Annotated in this window: 17 protein-coding genes and 1 riboswitch; of the genes, 12 read left to right on the forward strand and 5 right to left on the reverse strand. The window is 49.7% G+C overall.

Going from position 1 to position 15,902, the window contains the following annotated elements; all coding sequences use genetic code 11:
• Nucleotides 1-22: 22 nt before the first annotated feature.
• A riboswitch (TPP riboswitch) is annotated at nucleotides 23-125 on the forward strand.
• A 69-nt stretch (nucleotides 126-194) separates the two neighbouring features.
• Both B5066_RS05330 and tenA read left to right on the forward strand, forming a co-directional pair.
• Complete coding sequence (locus tag B5066_RS05330; protein ID WP_079474909.1) at nucleotides 195-1,463, forward strand: acetylornithine deacetylase; 1,269 nt, start codon at nucleotides 195-197, stop codon at nucleotides 1,461-1,463.
• Nucleotides 1,464-1,477: 14 nt separating this feature from the next.
• Nucleotides 1,478-2,149, forward strand: coding sequence for a thiaminase II (tenA, locus tag B5066_RS05335; protein ID WP_079474910.1), 672 nt, complete (start codon nucleotides 1,478-1,480; stop codon nucleotides 2,147-2,149).
• 30 nt (nucleotides 2,150-2,179) lie between these two features.
• Here tenA and egtD read toward each other — a convergent pair whose 3' ends face one another.
• The 4 genes from egtD to B5066_RS05355 all read right to left on the reverse strand — a co-directional run bounded on the left by egtD (nucleotide 2,180) and on the right by B5066_RS05355 (nucleotide 7,459).
• A complete protein-coding gene (gene egtD / locus B5066_RS05340; RefSeq protein WP_079474911.1) occupies nucleotides 2,180-3,136 on the reverse strand; it encodes an L-histidine N(alpha)-methyltransferase in 957 nt (318 codons plus the stop codon).
• Between the two features lie 2 nt (nucleotides 3,137-3,138).
• On the reverse strand, nucleotides 3,139-4,404 hold the full coding sequence (gene egtB / locus B5066_RS05345) for an ergothioneine biosynthesis protein EgtB (protein ID WP_280522702.1): 1,266 nt from the start codon (nucleotides 4,402-4,404) through the stop codon (nucleotides 3,139-3,141).
• Between the two features lie 150 nt (nucleotides 4,405-4,554).
• Entirely contained in the window at nucleotides 4,555-5,439 is an 885-nt protein-coding gene (locus B5066_RS05350; RefSeq protein ID WP_079474913.1) for an SDR family NAD(P)-dependent oxidoreductase, read from the reverse strand.
• A 76-nt stretch (nucleotides 5,440-5,515) separates the two neighbouring features.
• A complete protein-coding gene (locus tag B5066_RS05355) occupies nucleotides 5,516-7,459 on the reverse strand; it encodes an aconitate hydratase (RefSeq protein ID WP_079474914.1) in 1,944 nt (647 codons plus the stop codon).
• A 225-nt stretch (nucleotides 7,460-7,684) separates the two neighbouring features.
• On the opposite strand from B5066_RS05355, the gene htpX reads away from it, so the two are divergent.
• From htpX to modB, 6 genes are all read left to right on the forward strand, one after another.
• Entirely contained in the window at nucleotides 7,685-8,584 is a 900-nt protein-coding gene (gene htpX / locus B5066_RS05360; protein WP_079474915.1) for a protease HtpX, read from the forward strand.
• A 185-nt stretch (nucleotides 8,585-8,769) separates the two neighbouring features.
• Complete coding sequence (locus B5066_RS05365; protein ID WP_079474916.1) at nucleotides 8,770-9,339, forward strand: copper resistance CopC family protein; 570 nt, start codon at nucleotides 8,770-8,772, stop codon at nucleotides 9,337-9,339.
• Between the two features lie 122 nt (nucleotides 9,340-9,461).
• Nucleotides 9,462-10,370 carry an EamA family transporter RarD gene (rarD, locus tag B5066_RS05370; protein WP_079474917.1) on the forward strand — a complete coding sequence of 303 codons (909 nt, stop codon included), beginning with the start codon at nucleotides 9,462-9,464 and terminating at the stop codon, nucleotides 10,368-10,370.
• Nucleotides 10,371-10,387: 17 nt separating this feature from the next.
• On the forward strand, nucleotides 10,388-11,407 hold the full coding sequence (locus B5066_RS05375) for a ThiF family adenylyltransferase (protein ID WP_079474918.1): 1,020 nt from the start codon (nucleotides 10,388-10,390) through the stop codon (nucleotides 11,405-11,407).
• A 36-nt stretch (nucleotides 11,408-11,443) separates the two neighbouring features.
• Nucleotides 11,444-12,217: a molybdate ABC transporter substrate-binding protein gene (gene modA, locus B5066_RS05380; RefSeq protein ID WP_179124038.1), complete on the forward strand. Its 774-nt coding sequence runs from the start codon at nucleotides 11,444-11,446 to the stop codon at nucleotides 12,215-12,217.
• An 18-nt stretch (nucleotides 12,218-12,235) separates the two neighbouring features.
• Nucleotides 12,236-12,889: a molybdate ABC transporter permease subunit gene (gene modB / locus B5066_RS05385; RefSeq protein WP_079474920.1), complete on the forward strand. Its 654-nt coding sequence runs from the start codon at nucleotides 12,236-12,238 to the stop codon at nucleotides 12,887-12,889.
• 3 nt (nucleotides 12,890-12,892) lie between these two features.
• On the opposite strand, the gene moaC is transcribed toward modB, so the two are convergent.
• Complete coding sequence (gene moaC, locus B5066_RS05390; protein WP_079474921.1) at nucleotides 12,893-13,381, reverse strand: cyclic pyranopterin monophosphate synthase MoaC; 489 nt, start codon at nucleotides 13,379-13,381, stop codon at nucleotides 12,893-12,895.
• Nucleotides 13,382-13,460: 79 nt separating this feature from the next.
• On the opposite strand from moaC, the gene B5066_RS05395 reads away from it, so the two are divergent.
• The 4 genes from B5066_RS05395 to B5066_RS05410 are packed head-to-tail and all read left to right on the forward strand — an operon-like array spanning nucleotide 13,461 to nucleotide 15,902.
• Entirely contained in the window at nucleotides 13,461-14,729 is a 1,269-nt protein-coding gene (locus tag B5066_RS05395) for a molybdopterin molybdotransferase MoeA (RefSeq protein ID WP_079474922.1), read from the forward strand.
• Complete coding sequence (gene mobB / locus B5066_RS05400) at nucleotides 14,726-15,229, forward strand: molybdopterin-guanine dinucleotide biosynthesis protein B (protein WP_079474923.1); 504 nt, start codon at nucleotides 14,726-14,728, stop codon at nucleotides 15,227-15,229. The genes B5066_RS05395 and mobB overlap by 4 nt, the downstream gene beginning before the upstream one ends.
• A complete protein-coding gene (locus tag B5066_RS05405; protein WP_079474924.1) occupies nucleotides 15,208-15,672 on the forward strand; it encodes a molybdenum cofactor biosynthesis protein MoaE in 465 nt (154 codons plus the stop codon). The genes mobB and B5066_RS05405 overlap by 22 nt, the downstream gene beginning before the upstream one ends.
• On the forward strand, nucleotides 15,669-15,902 hold the full coding sequence (locus tag B5066_RS05410) for a MoaD/ThiS family protein (RefSeq protein WP_079474925.1): 234 nt from the start codon (nucleotides 15,669-15,671) through the stop codon (nucleotides 15,900-15,902). The genes B5066_RS05405 and B5066_RS05410 overlap by 4 nt, the downstream gene beginning before the upstream one ends.

Genomic DNA, 15,902 nt, shown 5'->3' on the forward strand with positions numbered 1-15,902 from the left:
TATGTTTGAATAATAAGAAATTAATGCTTTCTAGGGGAGCCTGATGGCTGAGAAAGGTTTAAGTACCTTGACCCTTGGCACCTGATCCAGATCGTACTGGCGGAGGGAAGAAAGAAGGAACACCCCGGTTATTTATGCCGCTTCTTCTCTAAAAGAAGCGGCTTTTTATATAGGTTAAAAACTAGGAGGGGCTTATGGAAGAACCAAATTGGGAAAGATTGGTGGAAGAACGCAGGCAGAAATTAACCGACTTAGCCAAAAACTTAATACGATTTAATACGATGGCGCCCCCGGCCCGTAATACAGCGAATGCTCAACAATTTATAGCGGATTATCTGCAGCAGCGTCAGTGGGACGTTGATAAATGGGAGGTTTTTAGCGGAGATCCCAACGTAGTAGGCACAAAAACCGGAAAAGAGGGGAACCGGTATAACAGCTTAATTCTGAATGGACACATAGATGTAGCGGAGGTATCACATAAGGAGTGGAGTTTTGATCCTTTCGATCCGGCAGTGAAAAACGGATGGCTCTACGGAAGAGGAGCAGCTGATATGAAAGGCGGGCTTGCAGGCATACTTTTAGCTGTTGATATTTTACATGAACTAAAAATTGATTTGCCTGGCGACGTTATTGTGCAATCGGTAGTGGGTGAAGAAGTAGGTGAGGCCGGTACACTTCAATGCTGCCGAAGGGGATATACTGCTGATTATGCACTCGTAGGAGATACGAGCAATCTTAATATTCAGGGCCAGGGAGGCGTTATTACAGGCTGGGTCACTGTGAAAAGCCAGCAGATACATCATGACGCCATGCGCCGGAATCTGATTCATGCCGGAGGTGGAAAATTCGGGGCAAGTGCTATTGAAAAAATGATGATACTTATCGAGGGTTTGCAGAGTTTAGAAAGAGATTGGGCCGTACGAAAAACTTATCCGGGGTTTCAGCCTGGGACGAATACCATTAACCCGGCAGTCATTGAGGGAGGAAGAAATGCTGCATTTATAGCTGATGAATGCAGTCTTTGGGTTACGGTCCATTTTTATCCGGATGAGATCCATGAAACAGCGGCTGAAGAAGTCGAAAATCATCTCCGTAAAGTGGCTGAGGCTGACCCGTGGCTTCGGGAGAATCCTCCGACATTTATTTGGGGAGGAGAATCGATGATAGAAGACAGAGGCGAAATATTCCCTTCCCTGGAAGTTCAGAGCAACCACCCGGGCAGTCTGCAGCTGCTGGAATCCTTTAAAGAAATCACCCATGAATCAGGAGAAATTAATACTTCTCCTACTGTCACAGACGGAGGGTGGCTGGCGGATGCAGGCATTCCCTCTGCCATTTTTGGTCCGGGGACGCTTGAAGAAGCACACGCAGTCGATGAAAAAGTAAAGGTGGAACAGCTGGTTACATTCACAAAAATAGTATTGTCCTTTGTTTATAAATGGTCACATACTCTAAAAGAATAGAAAGGACGAGGTTAATGTCATTCACTCACGATTTAAAGGAAAAGCTGCTTCCGGTATGGCAGCAGAATCACACACATCCATTTGTGGAAGAGCTTGGCCAGGGGACCCTTGATAAGGAAAAATTTCGCTATTTCATGGTTCAGGATTATCTTTATCTCGTGCAATATGCGAAATTGTTTGCGGTTGGCGCTGTTAAAGCCGAAGACGTTGAAACAATGGGGGCTTTTGCGAAGGTGATGGATGTGACCATGAATGAGGAAATGAGCCTGCACCGCCAGTACGCAAAAAAGTTCGGGATCACTGAACAGGAGCTTGAACAGGCAGAGCCGGCCCCGACAACCCTTGCATACACAAGGTATATGCTGCACGAAGGACAAAATGGCGGCCTGGCTGAGCTGCTTGCGGCTGTGCTTCCGTGCATGTGGAGCTACGCAGAAATTGGAAGAAAGCTCAGTACGTGGCCGGGAGCATTGGAGCATGAACTGTACGGTGAATGGGTACAGATGTACAGCGATGACGAATTTCAGCAGCTCGCGGACTGGGGCATCAGTATGCTCGACCGCACGGCAGAAAACAAACCCGAGGCAGAAAAAAGAAAGATTGAAAATATATTCTTAACGACCACCCGGTTTGAGTATTTATTCTGGGACATGGCGTACCGGCTGGAAGGCTGGCCGCAGACATGAAAAAGCCCCCGGCAGACCGGGGGCTTTTACTTATGGTCGAGGGGAAAGCGTAAATACGCCAAACCATTCGTTTTCATCGGTCCACCAGTCATTGGCTTCCCAGGAGGACTGGCGGGCCAGGTGCGTGAATTCCTCCGGAGTGAATTTCCGGCTGTTTTCTGTATGGATAGTCTCGCCGGCACGCATCGTAAATGTTTCCCCGCCAATCGAGAACAGGGAAGGCTTTTCAGCGCGCAAATGCATTTCGATCCGTCCGAGCCGTTCATTGTAAAAAGCTTCATGTTCAAAATGACCGGTGGTAATACCAGCGTCAAGCTCTCGGTTCAGGCGGTGGAGCAAGTTCTTGTTAAAGGAAGCAGTAATTCCTGCACTATCGTTGTACGCCCGGTGCAGCACCACCGGGTCCTTTTTCAAATCGACCCCGACCACCAGGCTGTCCTCCGGCTTCATATGAGAAGCGAGCTTCTTTAAAAATTCCGAAGCTTCCTTCGGATCCAGGTTTCCAATCGTAGAGCCGAGAAAAAAGACAACTGCAGGCTGCTCTCTGCTGCTGTTTAAAAAAGAAATTGTTTTTGTATAGTCTGCACATACGCCGGAGACCTGCATGGCAGGCACGGCCTCCTTCACACGGGCTGCGGTATCATGCAGGGCACTAATAGAAATGTCGACGGGGGTATAGCTCACGGACTCCGAAAGGAAAGGAAGCAGGCAACGGATTTTATCAAAGCTTCCGCTTCCAAGCTCAATCAGGGAGGAAGCTCCAATACTTTCAGCAATTTCTTTCCCATAGTCGGACAAAACAGATGCTTCGGTCCGGCTGACGTAATATTCCGGAAGCCGGGTAATTTCATTAAACAGCATGCTCCCTCGTTCATCGTAGAAATGTTTGGGGGGGATGCTTTTCGGTTCAGCAGCCAGTCCGGTGCGGACGTCTTCAGCCAGGGAGGACAGCGAAGGTTTTAAATCCAATACAGTATAATCAGCCATGGCTATTTCTGCACCCCGTCCTTGGCAAGCCGGAGTCCGCTGAACTGCCACCGTTTTTCCGGAGGGAAAAAATTACGGTAGGTGGAGCGGATGTGCGACTTCGGTGTCGCGCATGAACCGCCGCGCAGCACCATCTGGTTACTCATAAATTTGGCATTGTATTCTCCCATGGCACCCTCCGGCGGACGGTTGCCCGGATACGGGGAATAAGGACTGCGTGTCCACTCCCATACGTCCCCGTACGCATTGGGAGACGACTGAAGGGGTCTTGGGTGATAGCTTTCAGACTCTAGAAACGTACCGTCTGCTTCGGCGCCGCGAAAAGCATATTCCCATTCCTGTTCCGTAGGAAGGCGGGCTCCGGCCCAGCGGGCATAGGCATCTGCTTCGTAATAGCTTATATGGGCAATAGGTTCATGAAGGCGCACTTCTTTCAGGCCATTCATCGTAAAGTAAAACCAGATACCGCCCTGCTTCTGCCAGTAAAGTGGTGCTTTCCAGTCCTGCTCCTGGACAATGCCCCAGCCTTCGGAAAGCCACAGCTCAGGGTCTTCGTAGCCGCCGTCTTCAATAAAACGAATATATTCTTCGTTGGTCACCGGCCTTGAGGCGATAGAGAAGGCGTGCAGGTAAAATTTATGCTCCGGGCGTTCATTATCAAAAGAAAAATGCAGGTTATCTGTCCCGATAGTCGTCAGCTCGTCTTCATAGGCGTGCCATTCAAGCTTGGATGTTTCTCCCTGTTCTTCAAAAGATTCATTTTCCAGGTAGGCAGGGTTAAGTGGATTCATTGAAAAGTTGAATTTTGTGTCGGTTACTAACAGTTCCTGGTGCTGCTGCTCGTGCTGCAGGCCGGTTTCCATTAATTCAGCGATCTCTTCGTTCCATGGGCCTTTCTGGAGAAAATGTTCCATGGCTTCTTCTACATGACGCCGGTATTCCATGGTGTCTTCGGTGGTCGGCCGGGAAATCAGTCCGCGGTACTGCTTCGGAAATGGCTTTCCCTGCGTTTCATAATAAGAATTATATAAGCCGTTAGAGAATTTCGAAAACTCTTCATAATTGTCATCATATGGCTTAAGAATGAACTGCTCAAAAAACCAGGTCGTATGAGCTAGATGCCATTTTGCAGGGCTTACGTCGGGGTGGGCCTGAATCATAAAATCTTCCGTATACAACGGTGCGGTCAGCTTCATCGTCTGCTTCCGCAAAGCGGTAAAACGTGCCGTGAAATCAGCTCTAGTGGCAGATTCCTTTGTTTGTACGATACTTCATTCCTCCTCAGGTAAATAGAATGGTGCACACATATATGCACATGAGAGTTAAATACCCGCTTCAAAACGGGGCAAAACAACACAGGATCGCAGAAAAACAAAAAAAGAATGCCCGTTAAGGCATTCGATCAGGCAGATTTATATTTAAGCTTCTTTTTGAATCTCTCGTCCCGTGTAATGATACACAAGCTCTTCGCTAATTTCCCGTAGTTTTTTTTGATTGGTTGTAGAGTAGGAGTCACTCGATGAACTGGTGATCCCTTTTTTCGTAAAATATTTGCCGGTTACCTGGGAGCCGCGTGCGCCTGAAGCAAGCGATACCTCCAGATCGGCTCCTTCTTCTGGGGAGTCACCGAACTTACTAGTAAATTTGTTTAGTCCCCGGTAAAAGGCGTTTTTATTGTTCAGGCCAAACCCGGTGGAAATGTTGCCGGGATGGAGCGCGTTCACTTTAATATTTTCTTGGCGGAGTCTTTGGGCCAAGTCATACGTGTACAGCAGCAAGGAAAGCTTTGCAAGCCCGTATTGCTTTAGGCCATTATACTTTTGCTCGCCCTGCAGGTTTTGAAAGTTCATTTTGGATAAGGCATGCGCAGCAGAGGACACATTCACTACCCGTCCATCAGAGCTCTTACGCAGAAGTGGAAGAAGAAGCTCCGTAAGGTAAAATACCCCGAGGTAATTCAGGGCAAAGGTGCGCTCCAAATGCTCCTCGGTCCAAACGCGGGAAGAGTATACGGCGCCGGCGTTGTTAATCAGAGCATCAATCCGTCCGTAATCCCGTGCGATATCTTTGGCGAGTATTTCTATTTCCTGGAGAAGGGAGAGGTCCGTTTGATAAAAATGGAGGTCTGTGTTTCCGGTTTTTTGCTCCAATTCGGCAATCAGTTCCTCACATTTCCATTCTTTGCGCCCCACCAGCAATAAGGTATGCCCTTCAGCCGCGAGTTTTTCCGCTGTGATTCTGCCAATACCGTTTGTGGCCCCGGTAAGTACGATAGTGCGTGGGTTCTCTACTGTATTTTCCATCGATGAAGGCCTCCCTTAATCGTCAAACTAAAGGAGCAGCGCTCCTCAAAAAGAAGCGTCTGCTCCGCCGGAATTTTTATTGTCTTGCGCGTACCCAGTTAATCAAGCCGCCGCGAAGCATCATATCAATTTGACGCCTCGACATTTCATGGCGCACTGTGATGGTTTCATTTTTATTCTTGATAGCAGCTTCGAACGTATTGTGGTTTTGGATATTTTCACGCAGGTTCTCAAGTACAATAGTATCACCGACGTCGATTTTCATATAGTCTTCGGTATCCTCAAACGTAATCGGAAGCACGCCGAAGTTCACCAGGTTCTGCCAGTGAATACGGGCGAAGTCCTGGACGAGCGCAACACGCAGGCCGAGGTAGCGAGGTGCGAGCGCTGCGTGCTCACGGCTTGACCCCTGGCCGTAGTTGGAGCCGCCGATAATGGCGTGTCCAGTATCGTCTTTAATTTCCATGGCCCGGTTGTAATAATCTTCATCCGTAATTTCAAACGAGAACTTGCTGATTTCCGGAAGGTTACTGCGGTATGGAAGCACGCGGGCACCGCCGGCAAGAATCTCGTCTGTGGAGAAGTTATCGCCAAGCTTCAGGAGTACCGGCACTTCAATGCGGTCCGGCAGTTCTTCCATTTCCGGAAGGGTAGCAATGTTCGGCCCTTTTTCAATTTTTATATTTTTAGCCTCTTCATAAGGAATCGGCTCCTGAAGCAAACGGAAATCGACCGTTGGTTCGTCTGGTTCGCCAACTTTTGGATAATCCATATCGAGCGTCCGCGGATCGGTGATTTCACCATACAGCGCAGAAGCCGCAGCAATTTCAGGACTGCAAAGGAAAACACGGTCTTCTTTTGTGCCGGAGCGTCCCGGGAAGTTCCGCGGGGTCGTCCGCAGGCTGTTTTTATGGGTGGCAGGCGCCTGTCCCATCCCGATACAGCCGTTACAGCCTGCCTGGTGAAGCCGGCCACCGGCGCTCAGGAGATTGGCAATGTGGCCGTTGGACACGAGGTCTGTGAGCATCTGCCGTGAAGATGGGTTAATATCAAAGCTGACATTTTCATGCACATTTTTTCCTTTCACGATTTCAGAAGCAATCGCAAAGTCCCGGTAGCCCGGATTGGCGGACGAACCGATATATGCCTGAAAAATTGGCTCACCGGCAATTTCACGGACAGGTACAACGTTGCCCGGGCTCGATGGCTTGGCAATCAGAGGCTCGAGAGAGGACAAATCGATTTCTTCATCGATGTCGTATTGGGCGCCGCGGTCAGCTTTCAGCTCCTGCCATTCGTCCTCGCGGTCCTGGCTGGCCATAAAACGCTTCACTTCTTCGTCCGAAGGAAATACGCTGGCAGTGGCTCCGAGTTCCGCTCCCATGTTTGCAATAACGTGGCGATCCATGGCGCTCAAGTCTTCCAGGCCGGGGCCGTAGTATTCAATAACTTTGTTGGCACCGGCTTTTACGTCATGGCGGCGGAGAAGCTCAAGAATAACATCCTTGGCGCTGACCCAGTCCGGGAGTTTGCCGGTAAGCTTTACTCCCCATACCTGGGGCATTTTTACAAAGAATGGTTCTCCGGCTATAGCCATGGTTACTTCGATACCGCCTGCCCCCATGGCAAGCATCCCCATACAGCCGTTGGCACAGGTATGTGAGTCCGATCCGAGAAGCGTGCGGCCGGGGCGTGCCAGGCGCTGCATATGCACCGGGTGGCTTACGCCGTTACCCGGGCGGCTGAAATACATGCCAAAGCGTTTTGCTGCTGTCTGAAGAAACAGGTGATCATCCGGGTTTTTATTGTCCTCCTGAATAATATTGTGGTCCACGTATTGGGCGGAAGCTTCTGTTTGAGCTCTCTCAACCCCCATGGCTTCAAGCTCAAGCATCACCATTGTGCCTGTAGCGTCCTGGGTGAGTGTCTGGTCGATCTTCATTCCAATCTCTTCGCCCGGAGTCATATCCCCGGACACGAGGTGTTCTTCAATTAATTTCTGGGTTACGTTTCGTGCCATAAATGGTGTCCTCCTTCGTCAAAATTCCAATTGTGTTAATTTTTCTGAATGAAAACATGCTCTCTATATTTATACCTGTTAAGAAAAACTCGTAAACAAGAAATCTTTCTTTTCGTGTAAATTTTGATGTGTGATATTATTTAAGAAGGATGAAACCATTCTTGCGACTTTTTCGTATAAACAATTGTATAGAAGAAAACGAACCGTTAAAAAGGAGAGAAAGCCATGGGTAAAAGAATCATGCTGTTTTTATTAACAAACATGATGGTATTGTTAACGATTGTCATTGTGTTCTCAATACTGAGTTTGTTTGGTGTTAACCTGGGTGCTTATAACTACGGTGCCGGTACGTTGAATCTGGTGCCGCTGTTAATTATCAGTGCCGTTATCGGCTTTGCTGGTTCATTTATTTCACTAGCAATGTCAAGGTTCATTGCGAAAAAAGCAATGAATGTCAAAGTGATTGACCCAGACAATCCGGGAAGCCAGGCTGAAAAAATGGTGGTGGAGAAGGTTCACCGTCTCTGCCGGCGGGCAGGGCTCACTCATATGCCGGAGGTAGGAATTTATCAATCCGCTGAAGTAAACGCATTTGCCACAGGGCCGACTAAAAAACGGTCGCTTGTTTCTGTTTCCACCGGCCTGCTTCAATCGATGGATGATGACGCCGTCGAAGGCGTTATTGCCCACGAGGTAGCCCACGTTGCAAACGGGGATATGATTACCATGACCCTTCTGCAGGGAATTGTGAATACATTCGTTGTGTTCCTGGCGCGTGTCGTAGCTTTTGCGGTATCAAGGTTTGTAAATGAAAATATGCGGCCGATTATTCACTTTCTGGCGATTATCGTATTTCAAATTCTTTTTTCGATTCTCGGAAGCATAGTCGTCGCCGCCTACTCCCGGTACCGGGAATATCACGCTGACCGTGGCGGGGCGGATCTTGCTGGAAAAGACAAAATGGCTCATGCTCTGCGCTCTCTGCAGAATTATGTGGACCGGGTGGACACAGAGCAGTCCTCGATGCAGACGCTGAAAATTAACAACAAGCCGTCGGCTGCTGCGATGCTCTTTTCGTCGCACCCGCCGCTTGAAGACCGTATCCGTCGTTTAGAACAAGGCTGAATAGTAAGTGCTTCCCCGGATGCAAGCCCTGCGTCCGGGTTTTTTGTATAGAGTAAAAGACAGGAAAGCGAAAATTTCCCAGGAAATATGAAAATGACACAAAAACGTAAATGATATCGTTCGAATTTGGCTTTATATCATGATATAAAGAATAGAGTGATTTATTTATTGAAAGGAGAAGTCCTATGAAATATAGATTTTTCGGCCTTCTCGCGGTTTTATTTTTCATTACTTCACCTTACCAAGCGTTTGCAGCACCTATGCTGGAATCCTCAAGCCCTGAAGATGGAGATTCTGTTTTAGAAGTGCCCGAACGCCTCGAGCTTACTTTCGATACAGAAATTGACCGTGTGGAAGATGTATATCTGCTTGTAGAAACTGGGGACGAGATTGAAATGTCGGATCCTGAAATTAGTGATGACGGCCTTACTGTAATTTCAAATGTAGAAACTGTATTGGAAAATGGTAACTATGTATTAAATTACAGTGTTACTGGCGAAGATGGGGAAACTGTACAGGGAGCTACGAATTTCAGTTTGAACAGCAATAAACCTTTCGAAGAAAGGCAGCAGGAATTAGAAGCACGAACGGGGGAAAGCTCCCTTTCTGAAGCTGAAACACAGGCTGCGGCTGAAGCAGAAGAAGCAGGGCCGAATATTCCGGGAATGGTGTTTATGGGGACTCTCGGTTTAGCCATCGTTACCGCGTTTACAATCATATTATGGAAAAATAGAGAGCGTAAAAATAACAGCTGACAGCTTCGACATCCTCGAAGCTGTTTTTTATAGAAAAAAATTTTTAACGGGTTCAACCGTTCCTGTTTGCCAGAGGGGCACCGTTGTCCGCTATAATAGGTGAAGAGAGGACGGAGATTTAGATGAGAGAGCAGCAGACAGGCATTTTAGCAGGAGTGGCGGCTTATGTACTTTGGGGTTTTCTTCCGCTGTACTGGAAGCTTTTTAACGATGTTCCGGCGATCGATGTACTCGCCCACCGGATTATTTGGTCTTTTTTATTTATGGCTGTACTTATCGTGTTGGTCGGGCGTGCTAAAGGAGTATGGAAGGAAATCAGCCGTTCGTTTTACTCGGTGAAAACGACAGTGGCTATTACAGGAGCCGCTTTGTTGATTACCATTAACTGGTTTACCTTTATCTTTGCGGTGAATGGAGATCATGTGATCCAGGCAAGCCTGGGCTATTACATCAACCCCCTTGTGAACGTTGCCCTGGCCACGGTGTTTTTAAAAGAAAGACTCGCCCGCATAGAAGTAGCCGCTGTACTTCTGGCGTTTATTGGGGTGTTTGTACTTACCGTTTCTTACGGACAGTTTCCATGGGCCTCAATTATTCTGGCGTTATCATTTGGGTGTTATGGTATTATAAAAAAAACTGTGGCACTTGGCGCATGGGCAGGCTTAACTCTGGAATCATTTCTGGCAGCCCCGTTGGCACTGATTTTTTTAATGTTTTTTTCAGGCGAAACAGCTTCGGCCTACGATTCAGGCACATGGACGCTGCTCTTCGGGGCCGGCGCCGCCACAGCTGTTCCATTACTGCTGTTTGCCTCAGGGGCACGAAAAATCAGCTACTCCCTGCTTGGATTTCTACAGTATATTGCGCCGACGATTATGCTGATACTGGGTGTTTTTTTATTTAGGGAGCCTTTTTCCTTCCAGCAGTTTACGGCGTTTTTAATCGTTTGGGCAGGACTTACCCTGTTTACCTATTCCCGTACACGTATCCATATGCAGCGCAGAAAAACTGAAGCAGCTATAAATAATTAAAGTAAAGGAGAAAAAGCATGGACGAGCGCTATTCAAGGCAGCAGCTGTTTTCCCCAATAGGTGAATTGGGCCAGAAAAAAATAAGCGAAAGCTCTGTGACGATTGTGGGCGCCGGGGCGCTCGGCGCTTCGGCAGCGGAGATGCTTGTTCGCGCCGGAGTAGGGACGGTGACGGTTGCAGACCGTGATTATGTAGAGCGCAGCAACCTGCAGCGCCAGCAGCTATACACGGAAAAGGATGCCGCAGCGCAGATGCCTAAAGCGGCAGCGGCAGAAAAACGGCTACGTGAGATTAACTCCGGGATTCATGTGCACGGGGAAGTGGTGGATGTGGATTTCACCTGGATGGAAGCAAAAGCGGCAGAGACAGACCTTATCATTGACGGTACGGATAATTTTGATACACGGCTGCTCATTAACGATGCGGCGAGAAAATACGGTAAGCCCTGGATTTACGGAGCGTGCGTTGGAAGCATTGGCATGGTCCACCCGTTTCTGCCGGGAGAGCGCCCCTGCTTTCGCTGTGTATGGAAGAAAATCCCTTCACAGGGGCAGACGTGCGATACAGTAGGAGTGATCGCGCCGGCGGTACAGTCAGTAGCGGCAAAGCAGACGGCCGCAGCTTTGAAAATACTGGTCGGGGACGGAGAAAGCCTCCCGGTAACCCTGGATTATTTTGATCTTTGGAACCAGCATCAGTTTTCCATTGGACTGCAGAGCAGTAAAGACCCGGGATGCGACTCATGCGGTGAAAAAGCGACGTATCCGGCATTAACATATGAGCATTCAAATAAAACGAGTGTACTGTGCGGCAGAGACACGGTACAGATCCGGCCGGGGGAAAGCAAACAGCTGAACTTTGAGCGGTTGGAGCGAGATTGGGAAAGCCGGAACTGGAGCGTGCGCAAAAATCCTTATCTTTTGTCAGTACAGACCGAAACGCGGCGCATTGTTTTATTCCAGGACGGCCGGGCACTCATTCACGGCACGAGCGACGTGCAGGAAGCCAAGCGGTGGTACGCCCAGCTGCTCGGATAGACTGAGAAAATCCATCGACGGGAGATGAGGCACAATATGAACTGGAAACCTTTCGTGGCAGCAGGGGCCGGGGTTTTTCTTCTTCAAGGCTGCAGCGGCGGTCCGCAGGCAGAACAAAATGAAGAGCAGGCCGAGCTGACTGTTTCAGCAGCAGCTAGTCTTCAGGACGCCCTTACAGAGGTTCAGAAGAGCTTTGCGAACGAGCATCCCGATATCTCGCTTGCCTTTAACTACGGAGGATCCGGCACGCTGAAGCAGCAGATTGAGCGCGGCAGCCCGGCAGACATTTTTTTGTCAGCCTCCGCCGCGCACTATAACGATCTTGAAGAAGAAAACAAAATGGTGGAAACAGAGGATCCTGTCTTCGCGGAAAATACGCTGGTGGCAGTGGTGCCTAGAGATAGTAAGGCAGAAGAACTGCAGGAGGTGCTGGAGGGAAGCGGGCGCATAGCAGTGGCCACGCCAGAAGCGGCGCCCGCTGGAAGGTACGCACAGGAAGCACTTACCTCCATGCAGGAATGGAAGCGGGTGCAGGAACGGGTGGTTTTTGCCAAAGACGTACGTCACGCGTTGACGCTCGTAGAAAGAAACAATGCAGCGCTGGGCTTTGTGTATGCCTCGGATGCCCGCGGGGCTGACGTGCAGGTTCTTGAAGAGCTTGACCCCTCCCTGTATTCTGCTATTCATTATTACGGCGGGGCCGTAGCGGGAAACGGTAATGAAAAAGAAAGCCGGGAGTTTATGGAATACCTGCAAAGCAGCGAAGCTCAGGACATTTTGCGCTCGTACGGTTTTTCAGATCCGGAATAAAAGGAGCGTGCGTGCCTGATGTTTTGGTTTCCAATACAGTTATCCCTTTTGACAGCAAGTGTTGCAGCTGTCCTTGTTTTTATTGCCGGCGCGGTCCTTGGAAGAATTTTTGCGGTCAGGAATTTTCGGGGAAAGCTGGCAGCGGAAACGTGCCTGATGCTTCCGCTTGTACTGCCGCCGTCGGTTACCGGTTTTTTGCTTATTATTGCTTTTGGTACAAACAGCTGGATCGGCAGCGTATATGAGAAAGTGTTTCAGAATTCGATTATCTTCACCCCGGTGGCGGCCGTTGTGGCCGCAGCGGTCGTTGCGTTTCCTTTGATGTTTCAGTCGGCAAAAACCGGCTATGGTTCAATTGACCCCAATATTGAAGCCGCTGCAAGAGTTGACGGGGCAGGAGAGTGGCGGGTGTTTACAAATATTGCTCTCCCTCTCGCCGGCCGGGCCCTTATGACAGGGTTTGTGCTCAGTTTTACAAGAGCTCTGGGAGAATTTGGGGCCACCCTGATGTTTGCGGGGAATATCCCCGGCGTTACGCAAACGATGCCGACAGCCATATACGTGGCCATTGAGTCGAACCAAATGAACCTTGCGTACACATACGTCGGCATCAGTATATTTATTTCCTTCCTGCTGCTCGGTTTAACATACCTTCTGAATAGGGAAGATTAAGTACTAATCATGTGTTTCGCGGTAGTAATCACCGCTTTTTCCACCGGTTTTTTCCAACAGATATGTCGGTCCGATAACCATCCCTTTATCAAGGGCTTTACACATATCGTAGACGGTCAATGCAGCGGCAGAGGCTGCGGTTAATGCTTCCATTTCCACGCCCGTGCTTCCCTTCGTCTTAACAAAGGCTTCGATAAAAAGCTCGTACGCTTCTTCTGTTTTCCAGTAAAAGCTGATGTCTACGTTACTCAAAGGAAGCGGATGGCACATGGGGATTAGGGTAGATGTCTGTTTGGCACCGGTAATTCCTGCAATTTGGGCGACGGCGAGCACATCGCCTTTTTTAATATCGCCCTGCGTAACCGCCAGGTAAACGTCTTCGGGAACTCGTATGCTTGAGCCTGCCAGGGCGCTTCTGCTCGTCACCGGTTTATCGGAGACGTCTACCATCCTGGCGCGGCCCTGCTCGTTAAAGTGCGTGAATTCTGACATGGGCATGTCCCTCCTGGATATAGTATTGACCGATTATAGCATGGATACATACATTCACATACAGTAAAGGAGCATCGATATGGTTGAAAAACGTACGCCTGTCCCCGTGAAAGAAGCAATCGAACGAGTGATGGAGAATATCGGAAAAGGGGAGGTGGAGGAAGTATCGATCCATAATTCCTACGGCCGCCGCCTGGCAGAGACAATCACGGCCGCTCATCCGGTTCCACCCTTTGACCGTTCTCCGTATGACGGGTTTGCGATCCGTTCGGTTGACTCCACGGGGGCTTCCCGGGAGCAGCCGGTAACTTTTCAGGTAGTGGAGGAAATCGGCGCTGGTTTTGTGTCAGAAAAAGACCTGGAACCTTTTCAGGCAGTACGTATAATGACCGGGGCAAAAATCCCGGAGCAGTGCGACGCTGTCGTGATGCTCGAGCTTGCCCAGGAGGATCATGATGGTACGTATCCGCTCATGACGATTAAGCGCGAGTTTGAAAAGAATCAAAACATTTCCTTTGAAGGTGAAGATACGAAGGCAGGGAGCGAGCTCGTGCCGGCAGGAACTTGGATCGACCCGGGCGTAACAGCTCTGCTTGCTACCTTTGGCTACGCTACGGTGAAAGTGGCTAAAAGACCTGTCGTTGGCGTATTTGCGACAGGCACCGAGCTGCTCGATGTCTCTGATGAACTGGAGCCGGGAAAAATACGGAACAGCAATGCCTATATGATGATTGCCCAGCTGCAGCGGGCGGGGGCAGAGCCTGTATACTACGGTAAGCTGAAAGACGAACTTGAACCCTGCTACGAAGCGGTACGCCAGGCGGCAAAGGAGACAGACATGGTTATTACGACCGGAGGAGTATCGGTCGGGGACTACGATCTGCTGCCGGATGTTTACGAACGTCTCGGAGCGGAGGTGTTCTTTAATAAAGTAGCGATGCGTCCCGGCAGCGTAACGACCGTCGCCAGTTGGGGAGGTACGCTGCTGTTCGGTCTCTCGGGGAACCCTTCCGCCTGCTACATGGGCTTTGAGTTGTTTGTGCGGCCAGTTATTCAGGCAATGATGCATTCTGAGCGTCCACATCATACGATGGTGAAGGCAGAGCTTGCAGCAGATTTCTCCAAGCCGAATCCGTTCACCCGGTTTGTGCGCGGAAGCTGCCGTGCGGAAGGTGACCGTTTATATGCAGAGCCGGGCGGGTTCAATAAATCGAGTGCAGTAACCTCCCTGGCTGGTGCGAACGCGTGCATTGTTCTCCCTGGAGGAAGCCGCGGGTATCAGCAGGGGGACGTGGTCGACGTTATGCTGCTTGAAGATAACGAAGGCCAGAAAGAGCCGCTGTCATGACAATTCCTGTGCTGCAGGTAACAGGGTTCAAAGAAAGCGGAAAAACGACCCTGCTTAAACGCTGGACGGCGCTTGCCAGGGCCAACGGCTGGAGAGTGGGCGTGTTAAAGCATCACGGCCACCAGCACGAACCGCTCCAGCCGGAGGGAGTCGACAGCATGGAGCTGAAGGAGGCAGGAGCTATGGTTTCGGGCGTTGAAGGCGCCGGGGTCTTTCAGTTCCTGGCAGATTTAGAGGCTCCGGAGCTTTCCACGCTGCTGAATATTTATCAACAGCTCCCCCTTGATGTTATTCTTATAGAAGGATACAAAAAAGCACCGCACCCAAAAGTATTTCTGCTTCGAAGCACAAATGATAAAGCCACCCTTGAGGATCTTGATAACATTCAAACAGCGTTTGGCCCTGGAGAAGAAGTGAATCATTTTCAGGACACTGAGAAAGCAGATGCATGGTTTGAACAATATATGAGGAGTATACTATGGAAAAACGATTTTTCGTGACATCAGAACCGTTGTCTGTGGAAGAGCTTGCTGCTGAGGTCACGCGTCCGGAAGCAGGAGCTGTTGTGCAGTTTATCGGCACGGTCCGGGAATTTACTAAAGGCCGGCGCACCGTTTACCTGGAATACGAAGCTTATCATTCGATGGCGGAAAAGCAGCTTGAGGCCATCGGCCGGGAAGTGAAGGAGCGCTGGCCGGATGCTGAATCAGCCGTGGGCCATCGCACCGGTGAACTGCAGATATCGGATGCGGCAGTCATTATTGCTGTTTCAACGCCGCACCGGAAAGACGCCTATGAAGCGAATGAATATATTATTGAGCGCATCAAACAGATTGTGCCAATCTGGAAAAAGGAACACTGGGAAGACGGTGAACAGTGGGTCGGAGACCAGCTTGAACAAACGCGGTACCCGGACGGGGCCCCAGGAGGTGGAAACAAATGATTAATGTGTTATGCTTTGCCCACATGAAAGATATTTTTGGCGGCGAGAGGCTTGCCATTAACAGCGGAGGCATAGCGACCGTAAAGGATGTGCTTGAGCATTTGAAATCAGCATATGATGCAGATGTAAGCGGCATTATGACTGCGGTAAACGAAGAGTTTGCCGAAGAAAGCACGCCGGTGAGCCAGGGGGATACTGTAGCTCTGATCCCGCCGGTCAGCGGAGGGTAA

This window comes from Marinococcus halophilus, from assembly GCF_900166605.1.
Classification (GTDB): Bacteria; Bacillota; Bacilli; order Bacillales; family Marinococcaceae; genus Marinococcus; species Marinococcus halophilus.